The organism is Cohnella baijiui (assembly GCF_020731285.1).
In the GTDB taxonomy this organism is placed as follows: Bacteria; Bacillota; Bacilli; order Paenibacillales; family Paenibacillaceae; genus Cohnella.
This window is the reverse complement of sequence record NZ_JAJFOW010000007.1, coordinates 89,009-105,212: the sequence shown is the minus strand read 5'-3', so window position 1 is coordinate 105,212 and position 16,204 is coordinate 89,009. Positions and strand designations below refer to the sequence as shown.

Annotated in this window: 18 protein-coding genes; all 18 read right to left on the bottom strand. The window is 61.6% G+C overall.

The annotated features are described in order from the left end of the window. Positions 1-103: 103 nt before the first annotated feature. Positions 104-925 carry a sporulation transcription factor Spo0A gene (gene spo0A / locus LKX83_RS10020; RefSeq protein WP_227882040.1) on the bottom strand — a complete coding sequence of 274 codons (822 nt, stop codon included), beginning with the start codon at positions 923-925 and terminating at the stop codon, positions 104-106. 237 nt (positions 926-1,162) lie between these two features. Then, positions 1,163-2,491: a SpoIVB peptidase gene (spoIVB, locus tag LKX83_RS10015; protein ID WP_227882039.1), complete on the bottom strand. Its 1,329-nt coding sequence runs from the start codon at positions 2,489-2,491 to the stop codon at positions 1,163-1,165. 125 nt (positions 2,492-2,616) lie between these two features. Further along, positions 2,617-4,305: a DNA repair protein RecN gene (gene recN / locus LKX83_RS10010; protein ID WP_227882038.1), complete on the bottom strand. Its 1,689-nt coding sequence runs from the start codon at positions 4,303-4,305 to the stop codon at positions 2,617-2,619. 40 nt (positions 4,306-4,345) lie between these two features. After that, complete coding sequence (ahrC, locus tag LKX83_RS10005) at positions 4,346-4,795, bottom strand: transcriptional regulator AhrC/ArgR (protein ID WP_227882037.1); 450 nt, start codon at positions 4,793-4,795, stop codon at positions 4,346-4,348. Continuing rightward, positions 4,792-5,262, bottom strand: a complete 471-nt coding sequence (locus LKX83_RS10000) for a hypothetical protein (RefSeq protein ID WP_227882036.1) — start codon at positions 5,260-5,262, stop codon at positions 4,792-4,794. The genes ahrC and LKX83_RS10000 overlap by 4 nt, the downstream gene beginning before the upstream one ends. A 170-nt stretch (positions 5,263-5,432) precedes the next feature. Beyond that, positions 5,433-6,263 carry a TlyA family RNA methyltransferase gene (locus LKX83_RS09995; RefSeq protein ID WP_227882035.1) on the bottom strand — a complete coding sequence of 277 codons (831 nt, stop codon included), beginning with the start codon at positions 6,261-6,263 and terminating at the stop codon, positions 5,433-5,435. 3 nt (positions 6,264-6,266) lie between these two features. After that, a complete protein-coding gene (gene dxs, locus LKX83_RS09990) occupies positions 6,267-8,159 on the bottom strand; it encodes a 1-deoxy-D-xylulose-5-phosphate synthase (RefSeq protein ID WP_227882034.1) in 1,893 nt (630 codons plus the stop codon). A 265-nt stretch (positions 8,160-8,424) separates the two neighbouring features. Then, positions 8,425-9,351, bottom strand: coding sequence for a polyprenyl synthetase family protein (locus LKX83_RS09985; protein ID WP_370639057.1), 927 nt, complete (start codon positions 9,349-9,351; stop codon positions 8,425-8,427). A gap of 2 nt (positions 9,352-9,353) precedes the next feature. After that, complete coding sequence (xseB, locus tag LKX83_RS09980) at positions 9,354-9,620, bottom strand: exodeoxyribonuclease VII small subunit (protein WP_227882033.1); 267 nt, start codon at positions 9,618-9,620, stop codon at positions 9,354-9,356. Continuing rightward, positions 9,617-10,978: an exodeoxyribonuclease VII large subunit gene (gene xseA / locus LKX83_RS09975; protein ID WP_227882032.1), complete on the bottom strand. Its 1,362-nt coding sequence runs from the start codon at positions 10,976-10,978 to the stop codon at positions 9,617-9,619. The genes xseB and xseA overlap by 4 nt, the downstream gene beginning before the upstream one ends. A gap of 21 nt (positions 10,979-10,999) precedes the next feature. Beyond that, on the bottom strand, positions 11,000-11,857 hold the full coding sequence (gene folD / locus LKX83_RS09970; protein ID WP_227882031.1) for a bifunctional methylenetetrahydrofolate dehydrogenase/methenyltetrahydrofolate cyclohydrolase FolD: 858 nt from the start codon (positions 11,855-11,857) through the stop codon (positions 11,000-11,002). Continuing rightward, entirely contained in the window at positions 11,854-12,342 is a 489-nt protein-coding gene (nusB, locus tag LKX83_RS09965) for a transcription antitermination factor NusB (protein WP_227882030.1), read from the bottom strand. The genes folD and nusB overlap by 4 nt, the downstream gene beginning before the upstream one ends. Next, positions 12,323-12,586: a hypothetical protein gene (locus LKX83_RS09960; RefSeq protein ID WP_227882029.1), complete on the bottom strand. Its 264-nt coding sequence runs from the start codon at positions 12,584-12,586 to the stop codon at positions 12,323-12,325. The genes nusB and LKX83_RS09960 overlap by 20 nt, the downstream gene beginning before the upstream one ends. Further along, positions 12,553-12,783: a DUF2273 domain-containing protein gene (locus LKX83_RS09955; RefSeq protein WP_227882028.1), complete on the bottom strand. Its 231-nt coding sequence runs from the start codon at positions 12,781-12,783 to the stop codon at positions 12,553-12,555. The genes LKX83_RS09960 and LKX83_RS09955 overlap by 34 nt, the downstream gene beginning before the upstream one ends. A gap of 16 nt (positions 12,784-12,799) precedes the next feature. After that, positions 12,800-13,360, bottom strand: a complete 561-nt coding sequence (amaP, locus tag LKX83_RS09950) for an alkaline shock response membrane anchor protein AmaP (protein ID WP_227882027.1) — start codon at positions 13,358-13,360, stop codon at positions 12,800-12,802. 153 nt (positions 13,361-13,513) lie between these two features. Further along, entirely contained in the window at positions 13,514-13,921 is a 408-nt protein-coding gene (locus LKX83_RS09945) for an Asp23/Gls24 family envelope stress response protein (protein WP_227882026.1), read from the bottom strand. A 113-nt stretch (positions 13,922-14,034) separates the two neighbouring features. Further along, complete coding sequence (gene accC / locus LKX83_RS09940; protein WP_227882025.1) at positions 14,035-15,408, bottom strand: acetyl-CoA carboxylase biotin carboxylase subunit; 1,374 nt, start codon at positions 15,406-15,408, stop codon at positions 14,035-14,037. Between the two features lie 69 nt (positions 15,409-15,477). Beyond that, a complete protein-coding gene (accB, locus tag LKX83_RS09935; RefSeq protein ID WP_227882024.1) occupies positions 15,478-15,963 on the bottom strand; it encodes an acetyl-CoA carboxylase biotin carboxyl carrier protein in 486 nt (161 codons plus the stop codon). Between the last annotated feature and the right edge of the window lie 241 nt (positions 15,964-16,204).

Sequence of the window (16,204 nt, the reverse complement as noted above, 5' to 3'; positions counted from 1 at the left end):
CATTTCTGTATGACCTCCGATAAGAACGTACCGCCATCTTCCTTGAAGACGGCGGAGCCGTTTTTGCTTGTCAAGATTTAAAATGACGTTACGTTTCCCTCTTTCAGCTCACTTTGTGCTCGATCCGCAGCTTGTCCGCAACCATCGCGATGAATTCGCTATTCGTCGGCTTTGATTTGGCGATGTTGATCGTGTACCCGAACAGGTGGCTGATGCTGTCGATGTTGCCGCGCGTCCAGGCGACCTCGATCGCGTGGCGGATGGCGCGCTCGACGCGAGAAGGCGTCGTCTTGAACTTCTCGGCGATGGCGGGGTACAGCGTTTTGGTGATGGCGCCGAGGATCTCGATGTTGTTGTACACCATGGTGATCGCTTCGCGAAGGTACTGGTAGCCCTTGATATGGGCCGGAACGCCGATCTCGTGGATGATGCTCGTGATGTTGGCGTCCAGATTTTTCGGCTTGCCGATCGGGACGATATTGGACCGCAAGCCGCCGCCGGAGATCGAAGCGGAAGCCGGGCTGGAGCTGGTCGTGACGACGTTGCTGCCGGCCAGCTGCCGAATGCGGTTGGCGAGCACGTCCATATCGAATGGCTTCAGTATGTAATACGATGCCCCCAACTGAACCGCCCGCTGCGTGATGTTCTCCTGGCCGAACGCGGTGAGCATGATGATCTTGGGGCTGGGAGACAGATTCAGCTCGCGCAGCTTCTCCAGCACGCCAAGGCCGTCCAGATGAGGCATGATGATATCCAAAATCATGACATCCGGCACGAGCCGGCTCTCTTCGAGCTGACGGATGACTTCCTCTCCGTTGTAAGCCACCCCGACGACGGTCATGTCGTCCTGTTCTTCAATGTACTCGGACAGCAAATTGGTGAATTCACGGTTGTCATCTGCTAGAAATACTTCGATCCGCGGCAAAGTTGTATCCTCCCTCACTCAGCTCAGATGGTTTAAGAAACGCTCACCGTTTCCCTGCTAATCCGAATTCGACAAACCGAACCTAATTCCTTCCGAGGAAAAATTTATTTCTTTATTTTTTTGATCGTATGGCATATAATATTAAATTTACGTCAATTCATGATTTATTTCGCTTTAATTCGACAAATAATCGGATGGAATCAAATCGCTGCGGAAAAATAAGAACATCTAAGGCGATTAAACCGCCTTAGATGTTACCTGATCGGGCTTCAGCATAATGCCTGCATCTTGAAGCATCCACTCGATGAAGCAGCCGTAGCCGGAGGCCGGATCGTTTACGAAGACGTGCGTCACGGCGCCGACCAGCTTGCCTTTTTGCAGAATCGGACTGCCGCTCATGCCTTGAACGATGCCGCCCGTACGCTCGAGCAGCTTCGGATCGGTTACGCGAATGACCATACCCTTGGTTGCGGGAGAGGTTTGTTTGGATACGTGAACGATTTGAATGCTGAACCGTTCGACCTTTTGCCCGTTCACGACCGTCCAGATTTCGGCCGGCCCTTCCTCAACCTCCTCGGCGAACGAAACCGGCACGGGCTCGGGATTGAGCGCGTGTCCCGGAAGCTCGCTCATTTGCCCGAAAATGCCGAAAGCCGTATTGCGCTCCACGTTGCCCAGCGTCTTGCTCTCGCGGACGAATTGGGCGCGTTTCTCGCCCGGCTCTCCGCTCTGGCTTTTGGAAATCGATGTGACGTTGGATTGCAAAATCTCGCCGCTCCCGATGCTGATGGGCGTCTGCGTGTCCATGTCGGTAATGACATGACCTAGCGCGCCGTATACGCCTTGATCGGGTGCGTAAAAAGTCAAGGTGCCGACGCCGGCGGCGGAGTCTCGGATGTACAGGCCAAGTCGCCAAGCTTTGTCTTCCCTGTCGTACGCGGGCATGAGCGACGTCTCGAACCGGGATTTGCCCCGCTGAACAAGCAGTTTGAGCGGGCGGCCGGTTTTGCCCGCCTGCTCGGCGATTCCCGCGACCTTCTTGACGTCGTTTAGCGCCGTTCCGTTAATGGATACGATAAGATCGCCCAGCTTGAGTTTGGCGTCTTCGCCGGGAGACAGCCGTGAGTCCGCGCCGGTTTGAACGAGATGATGGCCGACGACCATGATGCCGGCGGCTCGAACCTTGACGCCGATCGTTTGACCGCCCGGAATGACCCGAAGGTCGGGGATGACTTGCAGCTTGACCGTTTTGAACGGGATGCGGCCGAACAACCGAAGCTTGAGCTCGGTCATGCCGCTTTGCTTGGGCTGGATCGACAGCGGCCGATTCAAATCCACCAGAAATTTGGAAGAAGCGGCGCCGTTCACCGCGGCTACCTGCGGATCCAGACTGCCTTGGGCATGAACCGGCATCGCGTAGTCCAGGCGCTTGGCTTGGCCCTCGAACAGCCGAAGCTCGTGAGGGAAAGACGCGAAATGCCGAATCGGAGCCGACGTCACCGCAGCGATTAGAAATAAGACCAGAACGATACCGAACCTGCGACGGAAAGAGGACTTTCGGTTCAAGATCTCACGCTCCCCTACAGACTTCCCCGGCACAATCTCGAACCGCCGGCGACGTACCTATAAGGTAACCGTGCCCCTCCCGTTTTATGTTGCCGAAAACATTCCTCGATCGACCGTTTTTCGCGTCAGCACGCGTTTTTTTGACGCTCCGCCAGCGAAAGCATTTCCTGCGCATGATGTCTGGTTTTGTCCGTCACTTCCACGCCGCCCAGCATCCGCGCGAGCTCTTCGACGCGCTCCGTTCTTCCGAGTTCCCGGATGGAGGTCGCCGTACGGCTGTCCTCCGTCACTTGCTTGCGGATCTCGTACTGATCGTCGGCCATGCACGCCACCTGCGGCAAATGCGTGATGGCGAACACTTGGCAGTGCCCCGACAGGCGCGACAGCTTCTCCGCGACCGCCTGGGCGGCGCGGCCGCTTACGCCGGTGTCGACTTCGTCGAACACGAGCACCGGAATCTGATCGATTCGCGCGAAAATCGCCTTCAACGCCAGCATGACGCGCGACATCTCCCCGCCCGAAGCGATGCGGGCGAGCGGCTTCGGCGGTTCGCCGGGATTGGTGGACAGCAGAAACTCGGCCGCGTCGGCGCCGGTCGGTCCGATCGGACCCGCCTCGAGCTTCACCTCGAACACGGCGCGCTCCATCTGCAAATCCTTCAACTCGGCTTCAATCGCCCGCGACAACTGCCGCGAGGCGTCGCGCCGGATCGACGAAAGCCGCTCCGCCTTCGCCTCAAGATCTTCGCGCAGACGTTCTTCTTGATCGGCCAATGCCTTAAGCCGCTCGTCGCGGTTCTCAAGACGATCGGTATCGGCCTGAATTCGGGCATGATAAGCGAGTATTTCCTCGACGTTCTCACCGTATTTGCGCTTCAGCCCGAACAGCAGATCCAGCCGCTGCTCGATTTCCGCGAGCCGCTCCGGATTGAATTCGATCTCGTCGCGGTAGTCCCGCAGCTGGAACGCGACATCTTCCGCCGCGTAATAAGCCGACTGCAACTGCTCGAGCAGCGGTGTCAGACGCTGCGAGTCCACCTTTACGATCTCCTCCAGACGGGAGATCGCTTTGGAAAGCGTGGAGATCCCTTTAGAGCCGTACAGCAGATCGTAGGCGCCGGAAGCGGCGTCCGCGAGCTTCTCCGCGTGGGCAAGCTTGCGCCGCTCCTCTGCAAGCACTTCGTCCTCGCCAGGCTTCAGCTTCGCTTCGGCGATCTCCTCCAATTGATACCGGTACAGATCGAGCATCTGCATTTGCTGCCGAGTCAATTCCTCGAGCTCTCTGCGCTCGCGGTTGACATTGACGTACTCGCGGTACTGATCCTGATAAGCCGCCTTCAGGGGCTGAATCGCCTCGCCGGCGAACGAATCGAGCCATTCGAGATGGCGGTCCGTCCGAAGCAGCGACTGGTGTTCGTGCTGACCGTGAATGTTGACCAGATGCTCGCCCGCTTCGCGCAGCATCGCCAGCGTGACGTGCTGGCCGTTGATCCGCGCGGCGGACTTGCCCTGCGCCTGCAGCTCGCGCCGGACGATCAGCGCCTCCTGCGGATCGGCCTGAATACCGAGCCTCTGCAACGTCTGCCAAACCGGATGGCTCTCCGGCAGATCGAAAACAGCTTCGATATCGGCGCGGTCGCAGCCATGACGGATCATGTCCGCCGACCCGCGACCGCCGGCGACGAGGCCAAGGGCGTCGATGACGATCGACTTGCCCGCTCCCGTTTCCCCGGTAAGCACCTGAAAACCGCGATGAAATGCGATGCGAATCTGTTCGATGACGGCCAAATGGCGGATGGACAGCTCCTGAAGCATCTTTGGATTCCTCCTCGATCGAAGCCATGACGGCCGGCGATTAACGGATAATGTCGTAAAAGCGGGCGGCGACCGCCTCGGCTTGCGCCTTCGTCCTGCAGATCAGCAGGATCGTATCGTCCCCCCCGATCGTGCCGACGATTTCGCCCCATTCCATGCTGTCCAAGAGCGAGGCGATCGTGCCCGCCGTTCCCGGCAGCGCTTTGACCACGACCAGATTTTCAGCCGCCTCGGCGTTAACGAAATGATCGAGCAGCGCGCGCTTCAGCTTCACCGTCGGATTGTAGCGCTGATCCTGCGGCATCGAATATTTGTAGCGTCCGTCTTCGAGCGGCACTTTGATGAGGTGCATCTCCTTGATGTCTCTGGAAACGGTGGCTTGGGTCACGTTAAAGCCTTGTTTGCGCAGCGCTTCGACTAGGTCCTCTTGCGTCTCGATCTCCCCGGCGCCGATCATCTCCCGGATTTTGCGTTGCCTTTGCCCTTTCATTCCTTCTCATCCTCCACTCGAAATCGTACCGTGCGCAGCATCCGGTCCTTCGGATCGGCCACGACGATGCCGTCGCATTCCGGGAACAGCAGCGCGTATGGGAGCAGCCGTTCCCGAAGGCCGCTCGCCGTCCAGTCGATCGGTTGGCGCGACCGCTCCAGCCGAACCAGGTAAAATTGGTCTCCCTTGGAAACGAAATAATCGAAATAAATCCGGGTCGTCTGCACCGGTCCGTCGTCTACCATGACCCCGAGCGGCACCCGATGCTTGCCGGACAACACCTGGTACCCTTGCTCCTGCAAAAAATCGACCGCTTCGTCGGGTTCGACGATGTTGCCGGCCTGGGCCAGCCTGCGCAGCCGCAGACTGGGCGGCTCGTGCAGCCAACGGCGGAACCTGCGCCATGCCAACCAGGCGATCGCGGCTACCGCAATGACGAAAACCAGGCCATCCCCGAACCGATCCATGCCCCCGCCCCCTTCGTCCTAACCTAGTTCGCGGCGGACGGGACATTCTCCTGTCGGCGGACGCAAAAAACCGGAGCCGCCAAGCATGCGAACCGGCGCGTACCCGGCCGTTCTTCGGCAGCTCCGGGGGACGGCTGCCAGCCCGGACAATAGCGTATGGCTTGTATGACTTAACTTTTGCGGAAGACGTTTGCGGCCTCCGTGACGACTTCGTCGGCACGGACGTCGAAAGCGTCATCCGCCAAGGCTGACGAATCTCCGATCCGCCAATAGGCGAGGAATTCAATGTTGCCTTCGCCGCCGGTAATCGGGGAAAAAGTCAGCCCTTCCAGCTCGAATCCGAGCGATGCTGCGGCAAGCAGCACTTCGCGCAGCACTTGACGGTGCACTGCCGCATCCCGGACGACGCCGGACTTGCCGACCTGCTCCCGGCCGGCTTCGAATTGCGGCTTGATCAGCGCGACCGTGCCGCCTCCCCGAGGCAGCATCGGCGCGAGCGCGGGCAGGATCAGCTTCAGCGAAATAAAGCTGACGTCGATGCTCGCGAAAGTGGGCGCGGGGCCTTCGAGCTGATCCGCCGTCATGTGCCGGAAGTTCGTCCGCTCCATGACGCGTACCCGCTCGTCCTGCCGCAGCGACCAGTCGAGCTGATTGTAGCCGACATCTATGGCGTAGACGTGCTTCGCCCCGTTCTGCAGGGCGCAATCGGTGAAGCCGCCCGTCGAGGCGCCGATATCGAGCATGACAGCACCTTCGAGATCGAGGCCGAAGTGCCGGATCGCCTTCTCCAGCTTCAACCCGCCTCTGCTGACGTAAGGATGGGGCGCGCCCTTGACGACGAGGTCCGCGTCGCGCGGTACCTTGGTGCCCGCCTTGTCCACCCGTTCGGTGCCGAGGAAGACCAGACCGGCCATAATGGCGGCCTTGGCCTTCTCGCGGCTCTCGTAATAGCCTTGCTCCACGAGGAGCACGTCGAGTCTCTCCTTGGCCGTCGCGGTCATCGCTTAGGTCGCCGTCGCGCGCCGCTTCAGGATGGCGGCGGCGCGAATCTCGCCGGCGACGTGCTCGGCCGTCAATCCGACTTCGGCGCGCTGCTCCTTGATGCTCGCGTGCTCGATGAAGCGGTCAGGCACACCCGCGATGCGGACAGGGGGATGCAGATCCCGCAATGCGAAAAATTCCAGCACGGCGCCGCCCAATCCGCCGCTCTCCGCGCCTTCTTCGAGGACGAGCATCGGGATGCGCTCCTGCTCGAGCTTCATCAGCATCTCCTCATCGATCGGCTTGACGAAGCGGGCGTTCACGACCCGCACGTTCAGACCATCGCGCTTGAGCAGTTCGGCAGCCTCCTCGGCAACCTGCACCATCGGTCCGATCGCCAGAATGGCCGCATACTCGCCATCGCGGACGGTCTCCCACTTGCCGATCGGGATCGGCTGCGGATCCTGGTCAAGCGGCACGCCGACGCCCGCTTCGCGCGGATAGCGGACGGCGATCGGGCCTTGCTCGTAATCGGCAGCCGTCTTCATCATGCGGCGGAGCTCGTTTTCGTCTTTCGGCATCATGAGCACCATGTTCGGGATATGTCGGAGGAACGCCATATCATAGACGCCCTGGTGCGTCTCGCCGTCGCCACCGACGAATCCGGCGCGGTCGATGGCGAAAATAACGTTCGCATTGTGCCGGCAAATGTCGTGCACCACTTGATCATAAGCGCGCTGCAGGAAGGTGGAATAGACCGCGAAGACGGGCTTCATCCCTTCCATCGCGAGCGCGGCAGACATCGTGGCAGCGTGCTGCTCCGCGATGCCGACGTCGTACATCCGGTCCGGGAAGCGCTCGGCGAAGCCGAGCAATCCGGAGCCGCCCGGCATCGCCGGCGTGACGGCCACGATCCGCTTATCCTTCTCGGCCAACTCGATCAGCATGTTGCCAAACACTTCCGTGTACATCGGCGGTCCGACGGGTTTGAGCACCTGGCCGGATTCGATCTTGTAGGAGCCGGTGATGCCGTGCCACTTGTGCGAGTCGGCCTCGGCCGGCGAATAGCCTTTGCCCTTGACCGTCAGGACGTGAACGAGCACCGGCCCGTTGACCTTGTCGGCCTGGCGCAACGTATCCATCAGCATGTCGACGTCATGGCCGTCGACGGGTCCGAAGTATTTCAGCCCGAATTCCTCGAACAGCATGCCCGGAACGACCAAGTACTTCAGGCTGTCCTTCAGGCGCTCGGCGGTTTTGGCCAGTCGGCCGCCGATGGCCGGCACCTTGCGGAGCAGCCATTCGAATTCATCCTTCGCCTTGCGGTACGTCTTGTCGCTGCGAACCTTGCCCAGATAGTTGTGCAAAGCGCCGACGTTCGGCGCGATCGACATCTCGTTGTCGTTCAGCACGACCGTCAGCTTGCGCTTTTCGTGGCCGATATGGTTCAATGCTTCGAGCGCCATCCCTCCGGTCAGCGCGCCGTCGCCGATGACGGCGATGACCTTGTTGCGCTCGCCCTTCAGATCGCGCGCCAGCGCCATCCCCATCGCGGCGGACAAGGAGGTGCTGCTGTGTCCCGCTTCCCAGACGTCGTGCTCGCTCTCCGTCCGCTTTACGAAGCCGCACAGGCCGTCCTTCTGGCGGAGCGTGTCGAACCGGTCCATTCGGCCGGTCAGCATCTTGTGGACATATGCTTGATGCCCCACGTCGAACAGGAACTTGTCCGTGGGGCTGTCGTATAAGTAATGGAGCGCTAGCGTCAATTCCACGACCCCGAGATTGGGGGCCAGGTGGCCGCCGGTGACCGACAGCTTCTCGATCAGGAATTGCCGAATTTCTTGAGCCAACTGCGGAAGCTCGGGCGTGGACAGCTGCTTCAAGTCAGTTGGGCTATGGATGCGATCGAGCAGCAAATGGGATTCCCCGCTTTCCCGAAAATGACGTACGCCTCCGGCGCGCGAGGCGACAACAAGGGCGTCGCGGCGGATCGTCGTGATGGAGTACCGTTATTATATCATAATCTGAAAATAAAGCCCAAGCGAAACGACTACTCCTTACCAATTTTGGCGAACTTTGTTCGACTTTGCCTGCCGATACGGGATTTCGGGCGAAAAAAAACAATCCCGGCGCGCCCGCAGGCGCCGGCGCCCTCGCAAGGGCGCTTGCCGGGATTGTCGATCAATGGTCGCGAGCCATCATATGGAGCGCGAGTTGGACGAGCCGCTCCGGCTGAGGCAGCTCAGCCGTCCGGACCGCTTCGATCGCTTCGTCGGTCAGGCGACGAACGCGACGCCTGCTCTCTTCCAGGCCGATCAGGTACGGATACGTAACCTTGCCTTGCCGCTCGTCGCTGCCCTTCGGCTTGCCGAGTTTGGACTCGTCTCCGGACACGTCCAGGACGTCGTCCTGGATCTGGAAGGCGAGCCCGACGTTCCGGCCGAACCGCTCCAACGCCGCCAGCTGCCGCTCCGTCGCGCCAGCTGCATGGCCGCCCGCCCGCAAGGAAAACGCGATCAGGTCGCTCGTCTTGTGCAGATGGATAAGTTCCAACTGCTCCAATGAAGTGATCCCTTGCTCCCCTTGCATGTCGTCCGCCTGTCCGCCGACCATTCCGGGCAGTCCGGCGAACCGGGCCAGCTCGGAAACGACCGAGAGCGCGCGATCGGCCGGCACACCCAGGGTCGTCGCCTGGGCGATGACGTGAAAGGCGTGCGTCAGCAGGCCGTCGCCGGCGAGAATGGCCATCGCTTCCCCGTACACTTTGTGGTTCGTCGGCCGTCCGCGACGGTAGTCGTCGTTGTCCATCGCCGGCAGGTCGTCGTGTACGAGCGAATACGTATGCACCATCTCGACCGCCACTGCGAACGGCATGGCCCGCGCCTCGGCGCGCGCGTCCCCGCCGACCGCCTCGGCGGCGGCCAGCGCGAGAATCGGACGCAGTCGCTTGCCGCCGGCGGTCAGCGAATACATGATCGCTTCACGCAGCGTCTCGTTCAACCGCCAGCCGACAGGCACCGCATCCCGAAGCGCGGCTTCGACGCGGGCTGCGCGATCGGCGAGATAGCCGCGTATGTCCCGCACGTCTTCTTCCGTTTGCACCGTCACATTTACTCCCCTTTGTCCGCGCCGTTGTCGTCCCGCTGCGGCGCGAAAGGCTTGCGCTGCAAGCCGTCCCCGTCCTCGATCAGCATCTCGATGCGGCGCTCCACTTGTTCGAGCTTTTGGCCGCAGAGCTTCGACAAGACCATGCCCTCCTGATACAGCTCGATCGCCGTCTCGAGCGGCACGTCCCCGCTCTCGAGACGCGCGACGATGCCTTCCAGGCGCTCCATCGCTTCCTCGAACGAGAGCGTCGTTTCCCCGTTGTCGCTCATCCTGGCTCTCCCTCCCCGTGCAATCCCCATATCTGGCAATCCAGCTTGCCGTCCGCGAGCCGCACCCGGATCAGATCCCCCGGCTGCACCTCTTGGATGGATCGGATCAACGCTTTTTCCTGCTCGTCATAAACGAGGCTATAACCTCTCGCCATCACCTTGAGCGGACTTAGCGCATCCAGCTGCCGAACGGCCGATCCGAAGGCGTTCTGCCGTTCGCGGAGCGTCCGGCGCATCGCCAGCTCCAGCGCGCGCATGGCGTTCTCGGCGCGGCGCCTCGCATAGACGACCTGCTCGGACGGATTGGCGGCGGACAGCCGCCCGCCCAACCGCGCCAAACGCTCCTTCGCCCGGGCGACGCCTCCGTCCGCCCGGTAGCGGAGCCGATCGCGCAGCCGGTCGAGCCTCTCCGCTTGCGCCAGCAGCGCCCGCCTAGGCTGCGTGAAGTACGGCGAGCGGACCGCGTGCTGATAGCGCTCCCGCGCTCGCCCAAGCTGAAGCCCGAGCGACTTGGACATGCGCTGCTCGAGATGGGCGAGCGTTTGCCGCAGCTCGGTCCGGTGCGGCACGGCCAGCTCGGCAGCCGCGGTCGGCGTCGCGGCCCGCAAGTCCGCAACGAAGTCCGCGATCGTAAAGTCCGTTTCGTGCCCGACCGCCGAGATGACGGGAATCGCCGACGCGCGGATCGCCCGGGCGACGATCTCTTCGTTAAACGCCCACAGCTCCTCGAGCGATCCCCCGCCGCGTCCGACGATGAGCACGTCCACCTCGGCGAGCCTGTTCATCGTGGCGATCGCTTTGGCGATGGACGGCGCGGCGGTTTTGCCCTGCACCGAGACCGGGTGCAGCAGGATCGGCACGGCCGGATGGCGGCGCTGCAGCGTGATGATGATGTCGCGCACCGCCGCGCCCGTCGGCGAGGTGACGATGCCGATCGCCCGCGGATAGCGGGGAATCGGCCGTTTGACGGCTTCGTCGAACAAACCTTCGGTTTGAAGCCTTTGCTTGAGTTGCTCGAACGCGAGGTACAGGCTGCCGACGCCGTCGGGCTGCATCGCGGTCACGTAAAACTGGTACTGGCCGTCCCGCTCGTAGACAGAGATGCCGCCCCGTGCGAGCACCTTCATGCCGTCCTTCGGACGGAAGGGCAGGCGCTGATTGTGCGAAGCGAACATGATGCTCTTGAGCCGTCCGCTCTCGTCCTTCAGCGTAAAATACATATGTCCGCTGGAATGATGCGTGAAGTTCGAAATTTCGCCCCGCAGCCAGATGTCTTGCAGCTGCTGGTCGCCTTCAAGCTTCATCTTGATGTAGCGGTTAATATCGCGAATGCTAAGCACGCGAGCAGGCTGCTCCATAGTTCCCGCCTCCTTGCGACGTTAAGCGATGCCGTGCGTCCGTTTGGCCGATTTCAGCGTGTTTTGCATGAGCATCGTGATCGTCATCGGACCGACGCCGCCCGGCACGGGCGTGATCCACCCGGCAACCGGCGCCACGTCGTCATAGTCCACGTCTCCGCACAGCTTGCCGTTGTCCAGCCGGTTCATCCCGACGTCGACGACGACCGCGCCGGGCTTGACCCAGTCGCGCTTGACCAGTTGGGCCACGCCCACCGCCACCACGAGAATGTCCGCTTGACGCGCCACTTCCGGCAAATTCGGCGTGCGCGAGTGCGTCATCGTGACCGTCGCGTTTTCGCGGAGGAGCAGCATCGACACCGGTTTGCCGACGATGTTGCTGCGGCCGATGACGACCGCGTGTTTGCCGGCCGGATCGTTGCCTGTCCGCTTCAGCAGCTCGATAACGCCGGACGGCGTGCACGGCAGCAGCGCGTCGTCGCCGATCATCAGATTGCCGACGCTGACCGGATGGAAGCCGTCCACGTCCTTGTCTACGGCGATCGCGTCGATGACGGCCTTCTCCTGAATGTGCTTCGGGAGCGGCAGCTGCACGAGAATGCCGTGGATGGAGGCTTGTCCGTTCAGCCGGTCGATCAGGGCGAGCAGCTCGTCCTGCGTCGTCGAAGCCGGCAGCCGGTGCACCTCGGAGTAGAAGCCGAGGTCGTCGCACGCCTTGGCTTTGTTGCGCACGTAAACCTGCGATGCGGCGTCCTCTCCGACCAGGACGACGGCGAGTCCGGGACGGACGTCCCGGGCCAGCAACCGCTCGACCTCCTGCTTGATCTCTTCCCGAATCTCTTCCGAGATGCGTTTGCCGTCGATGATCCGCGCGCTCACGATGGATCCCCCTTTTCCGCGTCCGAGTCCGTCTCTTCGGCCGAAGCGGCCTCGCCGCCGCGTTCGCGAATGAGCCGTCCGAGCACGCCGTTGACGAATTTGCCGGACTCTTCCGTGCCGAAATGCTTGGCCAGCTCGATCGCTTCGTTGACGACGACCTTGTGCGGCACGTCCTTGCGGTAGTTCATCTCGTAAACCGCAAGCCGCAAAATCTGCCGGTCCACGCGGGACAACCGGTCGACCTGCCATCCCGTCAAATAGCCCGCCAGCGCTTGGTCGAGCTCTTCCTTGCGGCCGTCGACCCCGGCCACGAGATCGCGCGTAAAGGCGTCGACCGCCGCAAGTCCCCCGACGTCCGCTTCGATCTCGTTGTCGTGGCGCGCTTCCTCCATAACGGTGTCGACCGCCTCCTGGGCGGCCACGCCGTTCATTTCCATTTGGTACAGGCTTTGTACCGTAATTTCCCTAGCCAATCTGCGTTTCATGAATCCTCCCGAGGATCGTCGTGGTTTCGCCCTGCGATTGATGCGTCGTATTAATCGTCCCTGTCCAGGACTTCGTCTTGCTCCGCGGTTCGGCGGCCGGCGCTGCCCAATGCCGCTCCCGGAGGAATCGCGTAAAAAAGCGGGAGCCGTCCCGCTCCCGCTGTTGCGGGCAGGCGGACGGGTCCGCCTGGCGGGAAGGCTGCTCCAGGTTCATCGAGACGGCGGCCAACGATCCGTCAGCCACGAGACGAGCCGGTCCCAAGGCAGGAGCGGCCCGCGTTTTTCGTCTTTATGTTTGCCAATGCCGTATCCGATCCCGACGAGCAGCGCGCAGAACAGCATATCCCAGAATCCGCTGATCAAATAAATAAGTCCGCACAGCAGTCCCGCAGCCACGCCGCCGGCTCGCCCTCCGTAGGTTTCCCACCAAATTTTCCACATAGGTGGATCTTACCCCCTATTCCACGCGGCTCTTAAACGTGGTCGGCGCTTGCGTCAGGTTAGCGATGAAAATCGATACGTCCGCAACCGGAATGCCGGTCGTCTCCTCGATCTGCTCGGAGATCGTGCGCTGCATGTCCTCGGACAGCGTCGGAATGGCGCTCTCCCCGTCAACGAACGCGCGGATCGTGATATGGAGGCCCGCTTCGCCAACGCGGACGCGGGCGCGCAGATCCTTCACACCGCGGGAGCGCGAAGCGGCCTTTAGCGCCAAGTTCTCGACCGTCTCGACCGAGATTTGGATGTCGCCGTGCTCCGTACGCTGATTGATCGAAGGCGAGACGCCGCGACCGCGGCCGAACGAGACGACGAAAAAGCGAAGGCTGATCAGGAACAGCACGACGGCGCCGACAATGACGGCAGCCTGAGCCGGCCGGTAGCCGCCCGTAATATCGTCCACGACTTCCTTCAGCCAAACGACGTTGAAGCCGCCGGCCGCCAAGACGACGGCCACGACCGCCGCGGCTCCGATGATCAAGCTGTAAAGAAACAAGAGCAGCCTGTCCAACATGTTCATGAGCGAGTGTCTCCTCCAGTCCTATGACCGCAAATAACCCCGACTTGCGAAAAAACGCCAGAGGACCTACCCTCGAAAGGATAGGCCGTCCCGGCGCCAGCACCCGCGAGTCGGAAGCGACGTACGCGCGCAAGCCTGATGCCTACGCCGACGTTATCGGACACGCGTATGCGTTTCGTCTTCTTCGATTTTTTCGGCTGCTTTGAAGTGGACGTCGTGAATATGCACGTTCACCTCGACCACCTGCAGTCCGGTCATCGTCTCGATCGAGCGCTTGACGTTGCGTTGGATCTCGGCCGCGATCTCGGGGATCCGCCGGCTGTATTCCACGATGATCGACACGTCGATCGCCGCCTCCCGCTGACCCACTTCCACCTTGACGCCTTTGGACAGGTTCTTGCGCCCAAGCAGCTCGGCGATGCCGGAAGAGATGCCGCCGCTCATGCCGGCGACGCCTTCCACCTCAACGGTCGCGAGCCCGGCGATAATCTCGATGACTTCAGGGGCGATCTGGATGGTTCCCATGTCGGTCCGTTCGTAATCAGGCACCATCGTTTCCATTCGTCAAATTCCACCTCCTCCATGCGTTCAAAGCCAGGGTCGGCCAGGCTTTCTTACACTATTATTACTATATCAAAGCCCAAGAATTATGACAAACTGCGGGAATGTCCCGCTTAAGCTTCGATTTCGCCGCCGTACGGATCGTTGACGTCGTGTTCCTCGAGGAATTTGATGTCGAACGTTCCTTTGTTGAAAATCGGATGATCGAGCAGCTTCAGGTGGAACGGAATCGTCGTCTTGACGCCTTCGATCATAAACTCGCTCAGCGCGCGGCGCGCACGGGAGATCGCTTCTTCGCGCGTCGGCCCCCAGACGATCAGCTTGGCGATCATCGAATCGTAATGAGGCGAGATCATGTACTGCGGATAGGCGGCGCTGTCGACGCGCACGCCCGGACCGCCCGGCGGCAAATAGAAGCCGATGCGGCCCGGGGACGGCATGAAGCCGCGGTCCGGGTCTTCCGCGTTGATGCGGCATTCGATCGCCCATCCGTCGAAGCGGACCTGATCCTGGGTAAAGGAGAGCGGCGCCCCTTCGGCGACGGAGATCATCTCCTTGATGAGGTCGATGCCCGTGATCATTTCGGTCACCGGATGCTCGACCTGGATGCGGGTGTTCATCTCCATAAAGTAGAACTGGCCGTCCGGACCGAGCAAAAACTCGATGGTGCCGGCGCCGGCATAATGAACCGCCTTGGCCGCGCGCACGGCTGCCTGGCCCATCCGCTCGCGAAGCGCCGGTGTCATGACCGGGCATGGCGCTTCTTCAACGAGCTTTTGGCGGCGGCGCTGCACGGAGCAATCCCGCTCGCCAAGATGGCAGACGTTGCCGTGCTTGTCGGCGATGATCTGGATTTCGACGTGCTTCATGCCCGTCAAGTATTTCTCCAGATAGACGCCGGAATTGCCGAATGCCTTTTCCGCCTCCTGCTGGGCGGTCGTAATCTCGCGGACCAACATCTCTTCGTCGTCGGCGAGTCGGATACCGCGGCCGCCGCCGCCGGCCGTCGCCTTGATGATGACGGGATACCCGATGTCGCGTGCGACGCGGATCGCTTCGTCGAGGTCTTCCACGAGGCCGTCGGAGCCGGGAATGACCGGCACATCGGCTTCCTTCATCGTTTGCTTCGCGACCGATTTGTCGCCCATGCGGCTGATCGCCTCCGAAGACGGCCCGATGAAGGTAATATGACACGTTTCGCAGATGTCCGCGAAATCGGCGTTTTCAGAGAGAAACCCGTAGCCCGGGTGGATGGCGTCGCATTCGGTCAGCGTGGCAACGCTCATGATGTTGGTCAAATTCAGATAACTGTCCTTGGAAGCGGTCGGTCCGATGCAGTAGGCTTCGTCGGCCAGACGCACGTGGAGCGACTCGCGGTCGGCTTCGGAATACACCGCGACCGTCGAGATTCCCAGCTCGCGGCAGGCGCGGATGATGCGCACGGCGATCTCGCCGCGGTTGGCGACCAGGATTTTGTGAATGTTCAAGGCAAAGGTCCCCCTTAGTTGTCCCCGGCTCCCGGAGCGCGGCGAGCCGCGGCCCGGGCGCATCGGCGGTTATTCCGGCTTGACGAGGAACAGCGGCTGGCCGTACTCGACGAGTTGGCCGTTCTCGACCAGGATCTCGACGACCTCGCCCTTCACTTCCGCTTCCAGAGGGTTCATCAGCTTCATCGCTTCGAGGATGCACACGACGGTTTTCTCGTGCACCTTGTCGCCCGCGTTGACAAACGAGGGGGCGTCCGGCGACGGCGCGCGGTAGAACGTGCCGACCATCGGCGACACGATCTGGTGCAGACCCGAGCGGTCCGGGCCCGGGGCGGGCGCACTTTCCGGCGCCGGAGCGGCAGGCGCCGCGGCGGGCGCTTGGGCGGCGGCAGGAACATATGTATGCGCGATCGGCGCGGTCTGCACGTTTACCACTTCCGTGCGGCCGGGCTTGCGGATCGCGAGTCGCGCCCCTTCGTTTTCGATCTCGAGCTCGTGCACGGACGTTTGGTCAACCAATTTGATTAGTTCTTTGATTTCGCTCAATTTAAACATTCGTCGGACACTCCTTGGCTATCGGTGATCCGCGCGCGTGCGCGCGGCGGCGCAACGGCTGCGCCTGCAGGACCGCCTTCGGGCGGAGACGATTCGTGAACGCCGTGAGGCGAATCGTCGGCTTGCGGCCATGCGAACGAAGCTTGTTCGTACCCATAACGGACTTATTATAACACAATCGAACGAAATGGAAAGAGCCGGCCAGCGCCGGCTCCTTCCGCCCCGCATCCGGGTTCGGGAC